This is a genomic window from Leptothoe kymatousa TAU-MAC 1615, assembly GCF_018739865.1.
GTDB lineage: Bacteria > Cyanobacteriota > Cyanobacteriia > Phormidesmidales > Phormidesmidaceae > Leptothoe > Leptothoe kymatousa.
In genome coordinates this window covers 711250-729706 of record NZ_JADOER010000004.1, presented here as the reverse complement: position 1 = coordinate 729706, position 18457 = coordinate 711250, and the positions used below count along the sequence as shown (strand labels likewise).

At 49.2% G+C, this 18457-nt stretch carries 14 protein-coding genes; 5 read left to right on the top strand and 9 right to left on the bottom strand.

Going from position 1 to position 18457, the window contains the following annotated elements; translation table 11 throughout:
• Window positions 1–36: 36 nt before the first annotated feature.
• The 5 genes from IXB28_RS05490 to IXB28_RS05470 all read right to left on the bottom strand — a co-directional run bounded on the left by IXB28_RS05490 (window position 37) and on the right by IXB28_RS05470 (window position 6943).
• Window positions 37–759 (bottom strand): DUF928 domain-containing protein, encoded by a 723-nt coding sequence (locus IXB28_RS05490; protein WP_215617529.1) that lies wholly within the window; start codon window positions 757–759, stop codon window positions 37–39.
• 189 nt (window positions 760–948) lie between these two features.
• Window positions 949–3429 carry a CHAT domain-containing protein gene (locus IXB28_RS05485; RefSeq protein ID WP_215617528.1) on the bottom strand — a complete coding sequence of 827 codons (2481 nt, stop codon included), beginning with the start codon at window positions 3427–3429 and terminating at the stop codon, window positions 949–951.
• A 491-nt stretch (window positions 3430–3920) separates the two neighbouring features.
• Window positions 3921–4451 carry a hypothetical protein gene (locus tag IXB28_RS05480; RefSeq protein WP_215617527.1) on the bottom strand — a complete coding sequence of 177 codons (531 nt, stop codon included), beginning with the start codon at window positions 4449–4451 and terminating at the stop codon, window positions 3921–3923.
• A gap of 356 nt (window positions 4452–4807) precedes the next feature.
• Complete coding sequence (ygfZ, locus tag IXB28_RS05475) at window positions 4808–5770, bottom strand: CAF17-like 4Fe-4S cluster assembly/insertion protein YgfZ (protein WP_215617526.1); 963 nt, start codon at window positions 5768–5770, stop codon at window positions 4808–4810.
• A 186-nt stretch (window positions 5771–5956) separates the two neighbouring features.
• Window positions 5957–6943: an ABC transporter ATP-binding protein gene (locus tag IXB28_RS05470; RefSeq protein WP_215617525.1), complete on the bottom strand. Its 987-nt coding sequence runs from the start codon at window positions 6941–6943 to the stop codon at window positions 5957–5959.
• A gap of 253 nt (window positions 6944–7196) precedes the next feature.
• Here IXB28_RS05470 and IXB28_RS05465 point away from each other — a divergent pair, with 253 nt between their 5' ends.
• Complete coding sequence (locus IXB28_RS05465) at window positions 7197–7355, top strand: hypothetical protein (RefSeq protein WP_215617524.1); 159 nt, start codon at window positions 7197–7199, stop codon at window positions 7353–7355.
• Window positions 7356–7424: 69 nt separating this feature from the next.
• Here the strand turns inward: IXB28_RS05465 and IXB28_RS05460 are convergent, their stop codons facing one another.
• Together IXB28_RS05460 and IXB28_RS05455 are read right to left on the bottom strand one after the other, a co-directional pair.
• Window positions 7425–8378 carry a sulfotransferase gene (locus IXB28_RS05460; protein WP_215617523.1) on the bottom strand — a complete coding sequence of 318 codons (954 nt, stop codon included), beginning with the start codon at window positions 8376–8378 and terminating at the stop codon, window positions 7425–7427.
• Between the two features lie 281 nt (window positions 8379–8659).
• Entirely contained in the window at window positions 8660–10090 is a 1431-nt protein-coding gene (locus tag IXB28_RS05455; protein ID WP_215617522.1) for a YcjF family protein, read from the bottom strand.
• A 414-nt stretch (window positions 10091–10504) separates the two neighbouring features.
• Here IXB28_RS05455 and IXB28_RS05450 point away from each other — a divergent pair, with 414 nt between their 5' ends.
• A complete protein-coding gene (locus IXB28_RS05450) occupies window positions 10505–11017 on the top strand; it encodes a DUF937 domain-containing protein (protein WP_215617521.1) in 513 nt (170 codons plus the stop codon).
• 172 nt (window positions 11018–11189) lie between these two features.
• On the top strand, window positions 11190–11645 hold the full coding sequence (locus IXB28_RS05445) for a phosphate-starvation-inducible PsiE family protein (RefSeq protein WP_215617520.1): 456 nt from the start codon (window positions 11190–11192) through the stop codon (window positions 11643–11645).
• Between the two features lie 200 nt (window positions 11646–11845).
• Here the strand turns inward: IXB28_RS05445 and IXB28_RS05440 are convergent, their stop codons facing one another.
• Window positions 11846–13624, bottom strand: coding sequence for a ShlB/FhaC/HecB family hemolysin secretion/activation protein (locus IXB28_RS05440; RefSeq protein ID WP_215617519.1), 1779 nt, complete (start codon window positions 13622–13624; stop codon window positions 11846–11848).
• 286 nt (window positions 13625–13910) lie between these two features.
• Complete coding sequence (locus tag IXB28_RS05435; protein WP_215617518.1) at window positions 13911–16352, bottom strand: two-partner secretion domain-containing protein; 2442 nt, start codon at window positions 16350–16352, stop codon at window positions 13911–13913.
• 453 nt (window positions 16353–16805) lie between these two features.
• Between IXB28_RS05435 and IXB28_RS05430 the strand changes: the two genes are divergently transcribed.
• Window positions 16806–17579 (top strand): ABC transporter ATP-binding protein, encoded by a 774-nt coding sequence (locus IXB28_RS05430; RefSeq protein ID WP_215617517.1) that lies wholly within the window; start codon window positions 16806–16808, stop codon window positions 17577–17579.
• 70 nt (window positions 17580–17649) lie between these two features.
• Window positions 17650–18453: an ABC transporter permease gene (locus IXB28_RS05425; protein ID WP_215617516.1), complete on the top strand. Its 804-nt coding sequence runs from the start codon at window positions 17650–17652 to the stop codon at window positions 18451–18453.
• The last annotated feature ends 4 nt before the right edge of the window (window positions 18454–18457 follow it).

Genomic DNA, 18457 nt, shown 5'->3' with positions numbered 1-18457 from the left:
GTCTTTTCTATAGTTCCCGCTCAATAGAGCATACATTTAATTCAGAATAGGCTCATTGGCAACATCTGTTAGATTTGTCACATCTAAAATACTATGCCAAGCATCATGTACATCTTGATTATTTGGCTCTTGGATGCGTAAATCTGCCAGTAGGGAAATCATGTCGTACCAGAGATGGGCGTTACGATACTCCGTAGCTTGATCCAGGCTAGCCCTGGCCAGGGTGTTCTCCAGGGGGTGAGTCTTGATCCATCCCTGCAGCGCTGGACTATCGGGCCGTAACCGCTCATTACACATGAGAATGAGCGACCACTGATACAGCTCATCCGCAGCTAATTCAGGAGCCTCTGGCGGTAACGACAGGCTCACAATACCCGAGGTATCAGGTAACTCGACATAGGTTTCATAGTAGTAGTCATCTGTGGACTGAATACTAAACAAAGCCTTTCTAGGGGACTCCACTGCCGTTGCCACTAAAACTTCAGGACGAGATTTACTGGTCATACCATATTGGGATGAGGGCATTAGGGCCACAAGGTCATCGGCGGAGCAATTGCCACGGGATGCGCCGCTAACTGTTCTTTGGGGAGGCTGATCGTTATCATCTGGCCAAAAAGACCAGTTATCAGCAGGGAGAGAGTCTCTAACTCTCGTACTCTCTGTTAATTGATCAGTTACTTGAGCAGTCGCATGTTCTTGTATGCAGAAACCACCACCAATCAGAGCCAATAAACAGAGGGTTTTGTAGCGCTGCACCATAAATCTAATCATATTTTTTATAGAAAACCGTCGGTATAACCGGGTGACATCCCCTACATAGTTGTTTCTACCAAGCTACCAAAAGCAACTACGAATTTCTTTGCGTATTATCCCGGAAAAGCTTATGAGGATTGTGTGTTAACGTCCAAGACCTCATTCACCATGCGGGTATTTCCACGGACAGGGGGGCTAGGCCAACCAATTACCAATGAGCACAAACGATGCCCAGTAGAACGGATGGGCGTAGTTTTTATTTTTAATTAATGCCACTTGCGCTTGACGCAGGGCCTCAGCCTTAGTAGCAGGTTCACTTGAGGTCCCCAAAGCATTGTAAAAAGCGTTGATTAATTCAACGGTCGATTCATCATTGACTGACCATAATGTGGCCAACGTACTGCGTGCTCCAGATTTGATTGCCATGCCCGCTAAGCCTAAGGTGGCACGATCATCCCCTTCAGCCGTTTGACATGCACTGAGAACCATCAGTTCAATGGGGTTTTGAGTCTGCAGGCGTCGGTTTTTGAGCAGCGTATCAAAGTCCCTGAGGGAGATGGTTTGGTCCCAAGCTAATAAAAATGTGTTGGCCAAATTAGAGCTAAATTGGCCATGGGTTGCAAGGTGCAAAATTGGATAGCGGTTGGTTTGAACCTGATCTTCAAATGCCTTTTTCGTAAAGTCTTGATCGAGATAAATCCGAGATTGATCTAATTTGGAGGAAATTTTCGAGACCTCTTCTTTAACGCCCGGTAACGGCGAAAATCCTTGCCTTGATTCACTGACTCCAAGAATAAGTGCCTCAAGGGGTTTCGATTTATCAAAGTGCGGCCCCATTAAGTCTAAGCCAGGGGTTAAGGCTACACCGTAGTTTTCGATCAGGTATTTTTCTCCGTCGTGGAGAGCGGCCATGGGGATATTCCGTAGCTTACCGTCCAAGACAAACACAAGGGTCTTGATTCCATTTTGGGCTAGTTCCGGTTCTTCAGGCCGAATTAACCAATCGTACAGCTGCTTAGAAAAATCTAGGCGACGACGATCGGGCAGGGCTGGATTAAAGGCGATAAAAAATTTGTCTAAGGTCTTTTCAAGTTCGGCCTGGGGCACTGGAGTTTCATAGTGGCTCAGGGTTTGGTTAGGTAAGGCCAGAATCACTTCTAGACGATCGGGCAGGATAATCGGGTAGACCACCGCAGCCTGTGGATCGATTTGATCAATTTGTTCTTCTTGCCCCTCAATACAGGCAGACCGGAAATAATTTTCCAACTCCACTAACTGTAAATCTTCAATCAGGTTACGGGCTTGTTTAATGCTGGCTTGATCGTCATTTCCAGGTTTCAGCAGTAAACTCACTAGTTCTCGGTACAGGGGTTCAACCTTTTCTCGAATACTGAACTGGAGTTCGGAGTTGGTTGCCAATAGATCCGCACGGACGGTAGACAGGGTATCAATGGCTTCACTGTAGGTCGAGATTGCGCGTTGTTCTTTGTGTTGCTGATGGTAGATTTTGCCTAATTGCCACTGCCAACGGTAGCCAATATCTTTTGCATGACTACTTTTAGCTAGTTTGATCGCCGTTTGGGTAACCTGGCGGGCGTTATCCCATTGTTGAGTGGTGATATATAACTGACCGAGCTCGCCTAGGGCTAATGATTCTGCTCGAGAATCGTTTAAGGTTTGGGCCTGATGGGCACCTTCAGCCAACAAATCGGCCAAATGGTGCATCGAAACAGCCGATATCGCAGATGATTTATCTCGATTGAACTTAAGCGCACTTTCCACAAAATTAACCCGCTTGTAAATAGCCGCGCGGCTGGGTTCTAGATTGGGTAACTGCTGACTTAAGTCAGCCATAATCGTCCGGGCAGACGGCCACTGGTCGAGTTCTACCAATAAACTCAGCAGATTCAATTGAGCCGTCATTCGATCGGCCTCCTGATCTGCTAAGGGCATAATCTGCTCGTAAATCTGCAGCGCCTCTTCAGACTTTTGCTGAGCTCTGAGGGTATTGGCAAGGGCTAGTAGTGTTTTAACGGTTTCGTTCGGTTGTTCTAGGCTTTGGGTAATGGCTAAGCTCCGTTCTAGTAGTTGCTGCGATTGCTCTAGGCTGCCGGTTACCTGCAATACGCTGCCTAAACTGCGCAAAGCCGTTGCCTTCAGTTGCCGATCAGATTGTTGCTCGACAGACTCAATCAGATCGTCCAATAAGGTTTTAGCCCGTCGATAAAACCCTAGCGTCTGCATAGCTTGGGCCTGATTTAAACGACTACCCAATGCACCGACTTGATCATCAATTTGCTGATAGACCGCCGTCGCTTCTTGCCAGGTATTTAATGCCGCTTCGGGCTGCCCTAGCGCCAATTGGATACTGCCATAGGTATTGAGAACCTGAGCAATCACCGGGGCCGGGGTTTCATTTTCTTCAATGAGCTGTAAGCTCCGCTGAATAGTTTTTTCAGCCTGTTGCCACTGTCCTAGTTCTTGATATGAAAGGGCTAAGTAGCTCAGACTTAAAGCCGTTTCTGTAGATTGCTGTTGTTGACTATACAGTTGAGCAGCTTGCTGCCATCGTTGACTCGCCTGCTGCAACTGCCCAGTTTTATAGGCATGATGCCCTTCCAGCCATAGTTGGTCAGGGGAATGTTGACTAGCAACAGTAGGCCGGACGGTAATCACGAAAAATGTAGCTAGAGCACATATTCCCAACCTTAGTAGCTGTTTTTTGCTCAATATTCGCAGTAATTGGATTAGCCACCGTTGCACCATCATCAGCCTGCTGAGTCCACCTTTTTTGGGTTCACTTAGTAGGATGCCCCACCGAGTGAACAGAGTCGCAAGAAAATGGATTTCCTTAAAGTTGCAGCGATCTGATGAATGCTAAATAACACGAACTCACAACTAAGATCACCCCAAAAAATCATACCGATGGAGCTATGTTGTGCATAGCTCCATCGGTATAGAAAGATATAGGTATACACAAGTCCACCACGCCACCATAGCTAAGATTCCGTGGACCACAACCTTGTACAATCACGGCAATGGGTGTAATAGGTGATGGATATCACAGCGAAAGGGGAACCTGGGTTACCAGGTTCCCCTTTCGCAATCACTTTCTAGAGATAAACAAGACAACGCTAAACAGCTATATGGCAAATAGCTATGGTCGATTAAGCGACAGCTGACACTAAAGCTGGAGATTTGGCGGCTGATACAGCTGTCGGAATCACAGGTTGATATTTGCTATGCCATTCATCACTACCTGGCACTGGCAACAATTGCAGCTGAGTCAACGCGTGATCGATCTGCCCCATGTAGTGCTGCTGTTCAAAAGCAACAGAATTGAGGCTAGATTCGCCCATGACTGAGGCTGCATTGGGCAACGAGAGTAACCAATTATGAACCCGACGAATATTAGTTTTGGCATCGCTAAGGCGATTTACAAAAGGTGTAAACGTAGGGGCATAATCGGCTTGGTCATCCGTGAGCCACTCAGCTGTTTCTAAACTAGGTAAATTGAGCAAAAGCTGATGTAAGGCTCTCAATTCAGCTAAATAATTGTTCCAGGCAGCTAGTTCCTGCTTAGAACGACGCTGGGCGTACTCTAAATCGTACATGTGAGAGCGAACTGATGCTAAAGCATCACTAACAGCGTAACGAACAGCTCGGTCAAGTGGTAGTCGAGATGGGGATGCTGCCATGATTTAAGCCTCTAAATAGCGTTGTTATGTTGTGCATTGAGGTACTACTAACTAGCTTCCATAGATGGAAAGCCAGGTTGCAGAGATAAAAGTTTTTTCAAACATGAACGCGCCCAATAGCCCAAGGTTTTGGCCTACGGGGAACCATTTTGAGGTAAAACACTCACCTTAGTTTCAGAGTGCCCACCTCAAAACACGTCTTCCTATTCTAAAAAATTAGAAACCTGTATTCAGAACCGCGTTTCAATTATTCTAGCTACTAGAGGCTCCTCTTTGGGGTGGTAATTCTGAGAAAATGTTGAAAAAGTAACATTGTTATTCATTGCTTTTTATCGAGGGTATGTATCGGATTATCTCTAGGATAGATAACCACGGGTAGCAAGGGGCAGCGAAACTGCTTGTGCTGTGGTGTTTTCAACAGTTAAGACGGTGCCCTCCCCCCCTGCTTTAGTACGTAGGTATCCCAAGGCCCATACCCCCGTGTCGTCACTAATAACGCTGGTAATTTTTCCTACCACAGCACCCTCTAGCTTTAGCTGTGTATCAGGGGGAACAGGTTGACCCAGTTTAAAGCCCCAAAGTTGTTTTTTAACTCCCTGGTAGGTGTTGAGGCGGGCAATGGTTTCTTGGCCAATGTAGCAACCCTTCTCGAAGGAGATGGTGTGCCATAGCCCAGCTTCTAAGGGGTTATCGTCTTTGGTTAGTTCGGCACCTGGCATCGGTCGCCCCTGGCGCACACGCATGCTTTCCCATTGTTGTGGTGTCAGCGCGGCAATGCCTTGCTGAGTTAGCCACTGTTGTAGAACTTTTTCCTGGGCTTTAGGGCCGATCAGCGTAAACCCTGGGGTCGCTAACCCCGTGCCCCGAATGACTTGAATGGGAATATCACCAAGGGGCGTGGCGGCGGTTCCCTGGAGGTGGCTGCAGACTGCACCATCTGGCAGCGGTAATTGGAGTTGGGTAAGGGGCCGATCGGCCTCAGTGCCTAAAAGCGTGATGGCAAATGTAGTGTCGGTTTCATCACTTAGGGTGACTTTATCGGCAAAGAAGATATAGCGATCCATCCAGGCGATTAACTCTGCTGCCATCCCCGGTGAGACCATGAGTAGAACGCTTTCGTGATCTATGTAGGCGCTGCCTAGATCTACAGTCCGGGCAGTGGAGGTAACAAACACGGTCTCACAGCCTTGACCAGGAGCAAGCTGCTGAAAAGCATTGGTGGTTTGGTTATGGAGAAAGCGCAGGCGATCAGCGCCGGCAACACGGATGCGTCCCCAGTGGGAACGGTTAATAAATATGGGACCAGCAACCTCGACCATGAGAGCAAACACGTAATGGTGAAGCTTATACTTTAGTGCTATTTGGCGAAGATTAAACCAGCTGGTAGAAAATCAAAAAGCGTTGCCTATCCTCGGGATGGTTTTACTGGGGAAAGTCAGACCGTTAGCCCATTAGCGAGATCGGACCACGCCTTACATCAGCAGTGGATGAACGTCAGCAATGCCTTAGTTTTTAGGTGCTGCGGTGCGGCGCTGGTTGATTTGCTGAATAAAAAACTCTTCTAAGGAAAGGCGACTCCTGTCTAAGGTGGTGAGTGTACCTTCCATTAACCGTACACTAGCTACGAAATCGTAGGGGCTGCCGGTTAAATAGCCTTGCCAATAGCCACCTTCAAAGGTGAGATTGTGGAGCCATTTTTTAAGGACATCCAGGTTTCCTCCCTGACCTTTAACAAAATAGGCATCGGGGGAACCCAGTAGACCATGCAGACTACCCTGGCAAACTAAGGTGCCTTGGTCGAGGATAGCGATGCGATCGCAAATCACCTCCACATCGGACAAAATATGGCTATTAAAGAAGATCGTTTTGCCCTGATCCTTCAGGGATAAAATCACCTCCCGCACCTGGTAACGCCCGGTGGGGTCTAGCCCCGACATCGGCTCATCCAAAAAGATGATGGCCGGATCATTGATGAGCGCCTGGGCCATGCCAATGCGCTGTAACATCCCCTTCGAATATTGCCGCAGCTGCTTTTTAATCGCCGCATTGCGGGATAGGCCAACCATATCCAACAAGTCTGGAATCCGCTGCCTATATATAGAGGCTGGAATATTAAACAGCCCCGCAGAATAGGTCAGAAATTCCCACCCCGTCAGATAGTCATAGTAATAAGCATTTTCCGGCAGATACCCCACCTGCTGTTTCACAGATTGGTCGCCCGCAGGCTGGTTCAGCAACTGAACACTGCCAGATGACGGACGAATAATCCCCAAAAGAATTTTCAACAGCGTAGTTTTTCCGGCCCCATTCGGCCCCAACAAACCAAACGTTTCCCCCTGATAAATTTCCAGGGAACAGTTCTGCAGGGACGCCACCTGTTGATTGAGCCAGAACCCCGTACGATACACCTTAGTCAGGTTGTCAGTTTTGACAATCACCGGGCGATGCACAATAGCTGATGGGTTAGCACCCTGGGAGGAAGCAGTATCCATAGACTCACAAAATATGACTCGGTTAGGCCGTTTGCCTACTTTAGAAAGGCTCCAATCGTTATAGTTGAGAAAGGATAGGCATTTCTCACCATGCTGGAGCCCGTGGCAAAACGATCATAGAGATCACGTTTGCCAACATAGGCATGAACGCTCATTGGATAGGAGTTTATCCTACCCAGACCGATGTATAGCGTATCAAAGCTTAGAAATTGCCCTATCAGCCAATGTAAAAACGTTAAGTTAGCTCATTTATATGGACCGTTCAAAAATTGTTGCGATTATTACGGGGGCAATTTCGCTGCTGCTGGCCGTTGCCTATCTCTTATTAGTACAGCTATTGGACTTTCGCGGAGAAATGGTCCCAGCGCCCATTAGCACCCTCACCCATATGGTCAGCGTTTTACAGACATGACCGCTGCTCATTTAGCACTAGAGCCCCAGGGCCCAGATCATTTAGCTAGCCAGAGAATTCCCAGGCAAATCACCACGCATCACGGTCCCCGAGCCAAGCCGACAAATCGTGCTGTATGAGGTCTTGCAATTGCAAAATATCCTCACGGTAGTACTGGTGCAGCAAGATCATGTCCTCTTCTGTAAACTTGGCCTTAGTTTTATCGTCAGAATTCAAAGCAATGAGCCGGTTGCGAATTTGCTGCCTCAAATCCGTAGGGACAACCTGCATCAGATTGGTGGCCATACGGCGAATCGGATTTTGGGTTTTGAGTAACCGGTTGAATGTTTGGTTTTTGGGCACCTGCGCCGTTTGAGATTTTTTAGCCGTATTGGCAATAAAATCTCGATTCACCCCAATCGACGCATACATAGAACGCATGAACTCCTGGGCATCGTCCCGCAGGTCATCATACAGAAACACATCGACCTGGTCCCGCCCAAACACATCCATAAAGTATTTGAGTTGTTCGTAATATTTGCCCTTCAAAAGCACATAGGAAGAATTTCCGCGACTACGCACTTGCTCGGCTAATGCGGTTTGGCTGCCAATGGCATCACGCATGTGCATCAAATAGTCAGAACAGGCCCGCTCCACTGGATTGCGCAAAATGGCAATCAGCTTCACCCCAGGCAACCGCCGCCGGATTTGTTGAGCCGAAGACCGATGGTGAAACATATAGTTAGGCGAAGCCTCGCCCACCGCAATATGCTGTTCGTTCGCCTGGGAAAATAGCTGCTGATATTGCGGCCAGGTAACAATGCCATTTTTTTTGAGGCGCTGAATGTCTGCTGGTGCCTGCTCCCAATCTCGCTCCAAAAAGCCGGTTTCTTTCACCGGGCTCATATAAATTTGGGGATGCTGCTTTAGGTAGTTATAGATAGACGTCGTTCCTGCTTTTTGTACACCAATAATTAGAAATGTGGGTATGCGGGTGGTGGACTGAACAGTAACGGTGGCACGTTGATCGTTATAGGCAGTCATTGGCGATTGCAGCTAGCTAAAGGGAGGCTGACATAGCGTTTGGTATCGTTGCGCTACACCATCGGGTTGGAACGGCAGAGAAAATACTGAAGCGCCCATGATGCAATGGTATTTGTCCAGGCTGCCAGCTTAGGCGTTTGGAACATTTTCTACATAATAATTTGATGTAGGCCATGGCCAGGCACACGTTCATTTGCGATAAGTTCATACTTGTCTCAGGGATTTTACCCCGCCTCGGTAATCACACTAGACAGGATTGATACCGTTCAAGGCTAGGCACATTAACTGCGCAGGGTTTGGATGGCCTGCTGAATAAACTGCTGCAGAATTTGGTCTCGACGATTGAGCTGATAGTGTTTTTCCACGACGGCTTGCATGCCACCGTCCCCCCAATCTTGCTGATTGGAAAAATAGTCCATAAAGCTTTTACCCGCAATGCGGGTAAGATACGCAGCGCTCGCCCCCTGCAACAATTTCCCCGCAGCGACGGTAGCCAAGTTGGTTTGCAGGCCCACGGTCAATAGCTTTAGCGCACCTTTCACTAGGCCTAAACTGCCCATGGTTTTGGCCAGGGAAAGGGCTAGGGTGCGGGCATCTTCAATACTGACATCGACCCCATAAACCTGCCCCAACTCCACCACCATTTGGGTGTTAATGGCCGCCGTAGCCAGCATATCGACCACGGGCAGTGGCGTAGCGGCTAAAACCCCCGCCCCAATCCACTGGTAGCGATCGATCACCGATTCGGCCTTTTGCCGACGCTGCTGACCAATCAGCTGGCGGGCGGCCAAACTCAGCCGTTGGGACTGGAGCAAAATATTGTTGGCAATCAGCTCGCGACCTTCGTGGCGCAAAATAGCGATAATGCGATCGGTGAGGGGATGGATTTCTGGACTCGTTGAACCGGGGCAAGCTGCGATCTCAACCACATCGTCACGCTCCAGATGCCTATCCACACGCTGCCACAGCCTTGCCAAAATCAGCTCCACCTCATCATCGGCATACAAATCGGCTTTATTAAAAACCAGCAGAGTGCGTTTCCCCACCTCCAGCAGCTGCATCAAAATCTCATATTGAGTCCGATGCAAATCATTGTCCACCACATACAGCAATAAATCAGCCTGGGCCGCCAGCTCCCGACTGGCCTGGTCCATGCCCCCCACATCCAGCAACCCAGGGCTATCCGTCAAAATAATCTCCCCATCAATCGCCGGAATGGCCACCTGATAATCCTGCCGTTGGGCGGTGGTGCCCTTAACCACCGACGTATCTCCAGCGATTTCCCCCATCAAAGCGTTCGCCAAAGACGTCTTCCCCACCGAACCACTGCCCACAATCACGATGTGCAACCGCTGCTGTTCAAAGGCATGGGTCACTGTTTTGGCCCGGGCCACCAATGCCTGGCGAGCAACCTCATCGTCAATTTGGCTCAGTTGCTGATCCAAACTTTGTAAATTAGCCACAGCCGCTTCATTGGTCGTTTTAGGCACAGGGGGCGGCAGGCGACGGGGCCGCAAAAACAACCAGCCATAATAGAGCAGCACTCCGAGGGCGGCCAGCATTAATAACACGACACATGCAGTAATCGCCTGGGCTAGCCAGGGATGGAAATTCGACAGACCAGCATAGAGCGTGCCAAGGGTACTAATGAGCCACAACAGCACACCCAAAAACAGCAAGACAGCAATGGCGATGATGAGAGGACGCTTCATAAAAAATGGGGCGATGAACATGCACTTAGCAATTTGCCAAGGCGATTTTAAATCCTGGTTCTACCCAAAAGACATATCATTTTGGCCAAAACTAAACGCGGGCAGCAGGGAAACCCTGATTGGATAGGCCGCCAAAAGCAAGCAGTCAAACTATATGCAGGTGCCCGCAAGCCGGTGCCTGCATTCTATCTTCTATAATCTGATTTCCATCCTGGGGCATGGTCCCTAGGTGCAGCAGCGGCTAACCAAAACATCCCCACGCCGCCCCAGGCCAAGACATAAAATGAAATCGCTGATTTTTTCGTTGTCATAGCCTGACGGATTACTATACACACAGTGAATGATGTACTGCAGCAGGCAGATATCACCGCATTCATTTTCAGTTGTTGCTAGTCAAGGACACCTTGAATTTCCATGGGCATATTTGATCAAGTCATGGGAGCCATCCAGGATCCCAATCGTGAAGCCAGCTTCGGTCAGCTGGGCCAACTTGTATCGATGGCGCAGCAAGTTGCTCAGGCCAACAATGCAAATAGTTCAACGACACAGCAAGCGGCTTCGGTCGTCGGCGGTTTTGTACAGTCGGCTTTGCGAGAAAAACAACAATCCCAGGGATTAGATGCCGTACTCGACTTAGTGCAACAGGGCACCACCGATGGTGCTGGCGTACTACCCAAATTATTTAGCCCGGACCAGCAAGGGAACGTAGCCGCAGCCGTAGCCCAAAAAACTGGCCTTGATGCCGCCCAGGTGCAGGCCATGCTGCCCATGGTGATTCCCATTGTGATGAAGTTTTTGAACCAGGGTTCTGCTAAACCTGGCAGCCAAGCCCAAGGCAATCCTCTGGTGACGGCCTTTCTCGACGGAGATGGCGACGGGGACGTCGATATGGGCGACATGTTGAAAATGGCTGGCAAGTTTTTGTAAAACCACCGGTTTAGCCCCCCATAGCCGATAGTTCGGCGGCAGCCCAGCCGGGCCATCCTGCTTGGAAGTATGGTTACAGCCCGGCTCTTACTTGATGACTAAACTCCCTCACAATGCTTGCCCCATCCTGACTGTATAGTGCTGAAGGGAGCCGTATTTTGGAGCACGCATTATGGTGGGTAACAACAAAAAAAATAACCGATGGCGCTGGCTAAGCGATCAGAGTTTTTTACACGCCATTGATGGCATTGAAACGATTGTTTCAAAGTTATTATCCATTGCCATGTTGATCGTGATCTTTGTCATCATGATTGACCTGGCTCGTTTTTTAGCCGTTGCCTTATTAGAATCTAGTCCAGCGGGTTTTTTCAAAAACACCCTAAGCGAGATTTTCGGATTGTTTTTGAGTGTTTTGATTGCCCTGGAGATTTTAGAGAATATTACCGCCTATCTTAAAAAGCATGTCGTTCAGGTTGAGTTGGTAATTGTTACCTCACTCACGGCAGTGGCGCGAAAGATTATTATTTTAGATCTCGAAAAGATAACGGGCGTCAGCCTAATTGGCCTAGCCATATCGATTGTGGCCCTATCCATTAGCTATTGGATTGTGCGCGAAATCCACAGTTAAGGGCTTGTTAAAAATTAAAACCATGGCCTTGTTCTTTGAACACATGGCTTAACAAGCCTTTTCAGATTAAACAGTGAAGTAGTTTCTCAACGACTCCTAAGGGAAAAAATAAAGGAAAAAAATAGGTAGCCCAAGAGATTGAAAGAGACTCTTGCCAACAACTCCAACCATTCAAATAACAACAACCAGCACCCACAAACTTAAAATGGGGTGTATTGAATAGAGAAATGGATACCGCTATCCTGCAGGCCATCATCTTCGCCGGTGTCTAGATCCACCAGGGGAATGCCCCAATCTAGCCTGGCGGATAGGCGATCGCCCTGCTGCCAGAGCAGGCCAAATCCGGCTCCCACTAACGCATCTTGGCCGGGGTTATCGCCGTTATAATTCCAAACTGTTCCCATATCTATAAATGGCGTGACCTGCAATAAGCCCCCCAATTCGGGCACTGTGGCCACCGGCCAGCGGACTTCTGCCGATAGCAAGGCTCCGTTGTCACGGCGTAGGGCGTCTTGACGATAACCGCGTACACTCTGGCCACCGCCTAAACTAAATTCTTCTTGGGATAGCAGATCGTCTGCCGCCAGCTGCAAGTCTCCCCGCAGAAAGAACAATCGGTTGGGCTTGCCCAGTTGCTTCACCCACTGTCCCTGGCCACGCCAGGAAAAAAAGCGACTATCGGGGGCGTTATCACTGATATTGGAATCGAGTAAATCTAAACCGAGGTTAAACTGAGATCGCAATGCCAGCACATGACTTTGACTACGCTGGGTCCACTCTTGGGAAAACCGTAGGGCACTAATGCGGGTGCGTCCATTTTCATCAGCACCGGGGGACAGGGGGAACGGACCAATATCATCCAACCCCAAACGGGTCTGGCTCGACTGATGGGACAGGGTCAAGCCCAAGGCCGCATCCTGGGTCGGTGTTTCCACCAACGGATGCCGATAGCCCAGCTCGTAGTAAGTACTATCCGACGAAATATCGAGCACCGAAAATGCCGAATTAATCACACGACTGTCGGAATAGCCAGCGGCCAAGCGAATCGTGTCATTATTGGGGCTCACTGGCACCGTGTAGCTAAAATCGATGCCATCACTGCCTTCAGTGTGCTTGTAGGAAAGATTAATGCGATCGCCAATGCCAAACAGATTGCCCTCATCCACCCCCAGGGTCACCTGAGTGCCGCCAATATTAGGCGAACGAGTATTGGCCAACCCAGTATTCACCGCAAAGGAATCCGCCTCGACCACGTCAATAACTAACACGCTGGTGCCCGGATTGACCCCAGCCTGTAAATCAGCAGATACCGTTTCAATCAATGGGTCTAGCTGCAAACGCTGCAACCCACCTAACAGCTTTTCCACATTTAACGGTGGCTGGGCGACTAACCCCACACGACTCCGCACATAGGCCTGATCAATCCGGTGGGTACCGTTGACAACAACCTCCTCAAGCTGGCCCTCAATCACTTGAATAGTGACAATATCGTCCACAATCGTTTGGGGAGGAATCAAAGCCCCAGATGTGAGGTAACCTGCATCCACATAGCGCTGAGTCACCTCGGACCTTAACTGCAACAGATCATTAAACCGCACCTGCTGATCGCGATAGGGTTCAATCAAATCGGCCCAATCGGCATCATCAAAAACGGTGCTACCAACAATTTGGATATCAGCGACATAAAAAGTAGCGGCCTCATCCCCCACATCTTCCTGGGGGGGTAAGGCTCCATCACCGGGGGCTAGAAGTTCCTCTGGGGAAGGCAAAGGCGTTAGCAGATCCTCCGGCAATACAGAATCTGGCAGATTATCCGGAGGCAGTACAGAATCTGGAGAATTATCTGAAGGGATGGGTACTGTCTGGGCAACTAAAGCACTGGTCACATCCTGACGCAAAGCTGGATAGAGCAGAATACAGCCACACTGACCGAAACAGAGCAAAACCTTAGCTAATACGTATTTATCTATCAATGCCATAGCTCTTAAAAAATGCCCTACGGCCAAGTAGGAACCCGTCAGCATTTTCAGAGTGCCCCAGCTACACCGTAGATTCACGCCCTTCAACATATGATCTTTTGACAACACGGTCTACTAAAAAAAAAGAAATAATACAACTGCCATTCAAAACCCATGGTTAATGGCAAAAAAACCTAGTCTCCATCCAATCTTGAGACTCAGCAGCTAAATTCGAAGATCAGCATGGGAAATTTAGCAAGGAAGCACATTCCGTAGGGCTTGGCTCTTTGCCCAGGGCGGGCCAAAGTCAGAACTCCAGATTTGTGGGAACTGATCTCGCTTTGTGGTGAGACCCAGGGCAACCAGCATAGACCAAGGGTTCCCCACCAGCAGGGCCGGCCATTAATGCAATATTGCCGGCAGCATTAATTTGCCAAGTCACAGCTTCAGTGACCGATTTTACGACGGGTTCTACGGTCGGCAACGCGCTTAACCCAGACGAACGAACATCCCTTGGCAAGGGAGTTACATTTCGAGAATCCAACCAAACCGTGTCTGGCTGCAGCATATTTTCAGGGGCAACCGACACACTGCCTTGGCCGGTGACAACAAATTCATTGTCCCCTTCAACACCACAGCCCCGACCAATCTGATTGCTATAGTCCGCTATGCCCGTCGGTAGTTCTAGCAAACCAGCATCAGGGTTCACACCAAAGTTGTTGAGCACCACTGTACCATTCACCCCAAATTGAGAACTGGCCGTAATATCGTTATCAGGCGTCAGCTGATCGCGAAAAGTTAACCCTAAAATGCCCTGGGCCGTAATGCTGACATTACCGCCATTGCCGGTGACAGCATCAGCAATAATATCGCTATTTCCAAGGGCGACAATCACTGGAGCCTGAATAAAGATATTTCCACCGTTACCAGGGCCTAGGGCCTCACTGCTAACGATTCCCTGATTGCGCAAAAAGGCAAGCTCCCCCAACATCAACTGTAGATTTCCCCCCTGCCCCGAACGAGTACTAGAAAAAATACCTCCCCCCTCAGTAATCGCCAAACGATCGGCAGCAACAACTAAATCACCAGCATTGCCAATGCCCTCATTGCGAACGCTTAAGGCCCCACCCTTGGTCACCCGTAAAGAGGGGGTGTTGATGGTGAGATTGCCAGCATTCCCCGATGGTACTGAAGAAAGGCCCAGTATTTGTTGAAAGAAAGGGCTAGGAACATTAATGGAAGAACGTAGTTGGCTATTGAAGCCGCCGGTCCCGCCATCAACAACAACAGCATCGGTGGCATTGATTGTGATATTGCCACCGTCCCCCTGGGCAACACCAGAGCTAGTAACGCTCCCCCCATTTTGAGCCGTTAAGGTTGCGGTATTAATGGTCACATCCCCGGTACCACCAGTGGCGAAAGCCGTGGACGTAATAGCACTAATCCCCGAGGAGGAAACACCATCCACCAAAATTGATTGGGCATTAACCAACACATCCCCCGTATTGCCCTGGCCGATGGAGGAGTTGCCAATGATACCCCCATCAAACACCCGAATAGTAGGGGCATTGACAACAATATTCCCCGTCAGCCCGCTGCCAGCCGTTGCACTTCCCAGAATACTATTTGTAAACAGCTGAGACCCACCCACCACAAGAGATTCACTAGCCGTCACCACCACATCCCCGGCATCCACACCACCGTAGCTCGCGGTCACGACTTCGGTGTCGTCCACAATGAGTACCTGGGGAGCATTTATGCGAATGTCAGCACTGGGTTGAGTCGCTGTGGGCAAAGCCTCGGATAAAATTCTCGCCTGAAACCCATGGTTGCCATTTTGATTCAGACTTAGACGCTCAGTGGCCTCTATCTGGATGGCACCACTGATGCCACTGCCAAAATTCTGGCTCAAGATTTCAGCATCATTTTGGACGAAAATGTTGCCACCGTGCAATTGCACGGAACCAGATTGGCCACCGCTAACATCGATTAAGGCCGAGTTGTCCAGAGTAATATCCCGAAATTCCGAAACAGTTGCATAACTAACGGAACTGCCCCCATTGGCGAGTTCCACCCGCCCATTAGGGCCAATACTGCCCAGCGCCACCGTGCCGGACTCGGCGGCAAGCACACCACCGTTTAAATAAATATCTCCCCCTAATAACGTTAGGTTCTGTCCTGGAGATACCGTTAACCCATCCGTAATTGGACTACGTATGGTTGGCGTAAATATAAATCTTGCATGGGGATTACCAGTGCCTTGAACCGTAATACTACCCGGAACTCCACCAAAGTTAAGCCCAATGGGCGCACTCATGGACAGCAAAGGGGAGGCTGCCGGTGTAGCGGAAAACGTGACGTTGTTCTCAAAGAGAAGATCTGTTGCTGTCGTCCCTAAAAAGTCACCGTCGATCTGTAGCTGGGCATTAGCTCCAAATTGAATGCCGTTAGGATTTATCAAAAACAAATCCGGTGAATTGCCCCCCAATGTCTGTAAATTACCGTTGATATGGGAAGCGGCATTACCCGTAACCCGACTAAAAATTCGTTCTGCGGCTGCCTGTGCAGGATCAACCGTAAGGTCAAAAACCACCGATTGATTGCCTGGAGAAAAATGCTCAAAACTGTGAAATAAGTTAGTGCCAGATGTACGGCCTCCAGTAATCGTAACCTCACTGGCATTGACATTCATGACTGTGCCTAGGGTGCTATCGGGGATTACGGATTGGCTTAGGACAGGCTTTGGCATGGCACACAAACAGATGCTAGCCCCAAGGAGTGGGAACACAGCGTTCCTAGAAAATGGATAAACCATTAATTAAAAATGCAGATAGGTGAATGCCTACGCAAATTCCGTGTTTTCAGTCAGAATGCCCAGATGAAAGATCGAGTCATTAATAGTTATTGAAATAATAGCCAGCAGGATAGGTATGACTGCTTTACGGTGTAGATATCCCCTCCCATTCTGCTCAGGGCATGGTGGCTAGGAGTGTTGCGTTCGCCTCCCCTCGGTCAACGGCATTGCTGGGACAACTACATTAAAGTAGCCCTCCAGTTTCCCGCTCTCACTTAGGAGCTGTTAAGAAACTACTTCGCGGTTTAGGATTGAAAGGCTTGTTAAGCTATGGTTTCAAGCAAAAAGGCCAGGATTTTAATTTTTAACAAGCCTTAAACCTAAGAAAATACGTCTTACACAGCTCCCATGCCGTTGCCACTTCTAACCCTTCAGGACATCGATAAGGTTTACCAGAATGGGACAGTGGCCCTCCAAGGTGTGAATTTGACGGTGCACCCAGGGGAATTTATCAGTTTGGTCGGCCCCTCAGGCTGCGGGAAAAGCACGGTTCTACGGTTAGTGGCGGGTTTAGGCACTCCCACTAAAGGCACGATGACATGGCCAGGCTCTACGCAGCAACGCAACGACCTAGCATTTGTCTTTCAAGATCCAGCGCTAATGCCCTGGGCCAATGTAGTGGACAATATTTATTTACCGTTGAAACTTAAACGGCAGCGACTGCGGTCGGTGAGGGGCAGCATCCAAGCCGCGATTAATACGGTCGATTTAAACGGCTATGGGCAAAGTTATCCTCGTCAGCTATCGGGCGGTATGAAAATGCGGGTTTCCATTGCCCGTGCCCTAGTCACTAAACCGCAGGTTTTGCTGATGGATGAACCGTTTGGGGCTCTAGATGAAATGACCCGCAGCCGTCTGAACAGCGATTTGCTGCGATTATGGAGAGAGAAAAACTGGACAGTTTTATTTGTTACCCACAATATCTATGAGGCCGTTTATTTATCGACTCGGGTAGTGGTGATGGCGGCTCAACCAGGCAGGGTGGTGGCGAACATATCCATAGACGCTCCGCAGGTGAGAACAGATGACTTTCGCACATCTCCTCAGTTTAATCACTACTGTCGTGAGATCATGACAGCGTTGTCAGAGGCGGAAGCTGCTGGAACAGGGCAAAAAAGATAGGAGCACCCTAAGGTGGTGCGGAACAACACTGGGGATAATGTAAAGCAACAGGGAGCACCAGACCAACGCAATGGGCAAACAGCGCAAATCAGGCACCGTGTGGAATTGGTTAGCCCCAGCCTTAGTGGGGCTAACGGCCATTGTGGGTTGGGATATGTTCGTACGAATAACAGATATGCCCCCCTACCTACTGCCAGGTCCAGGGCTAGTGCTGAAGACATTGGTAGAGGAATGGGGAGACTTATTTCCGTCGTTATTGGTCACTATTCAGATTACTGTGCTCGCCTTCTTGGCAGCGATTATGTCAGGGTTATTAATTGCGATTTTGTTTGCCCAGAGTAAGTGGATTGAACGTAGCTTTTTTCCCTATGCGGTGATTTTACAAACTACGCCAATTGTTGCGATCGCCCCCCTAATCATCATCTGGTTGCAAAACAACACGTTTATGGCCTTAGTCGTATGCGCTTGGATTGTGGCCTTTTTCCCCATCGTGTCCAACACCACCTTGGGTCTCAACAGTGCTGACCACTCGCTGCAAAATCTGTTTGAAAGCTATGGCGCATCCCGGTGGCAAACCCTAATCTACCTAAGATTGCCCAGTGCGCTCCCCTATTTTTTAGGCGGGTTACGCATCAGCGGTGGGTTGGCCTTAATTGGCGCCGTTGTGGCCGAATTTGTGGCGGGCACCGGCGGCACTCGCTCTGGCATTGCCTATCAAATCCTGATTTCCAGCTTCAATCTCCAAATTCCGCGCATGTTTGCAGCTTTATTAATGACAACGGCCCTGGGGGTCGCTATTTTCGTAGCCCTCACCCTACTTTCCGATCGATTACTACAGCATTGGCATGAGAGTGCTGTACAACGAGAAAATTAGGACA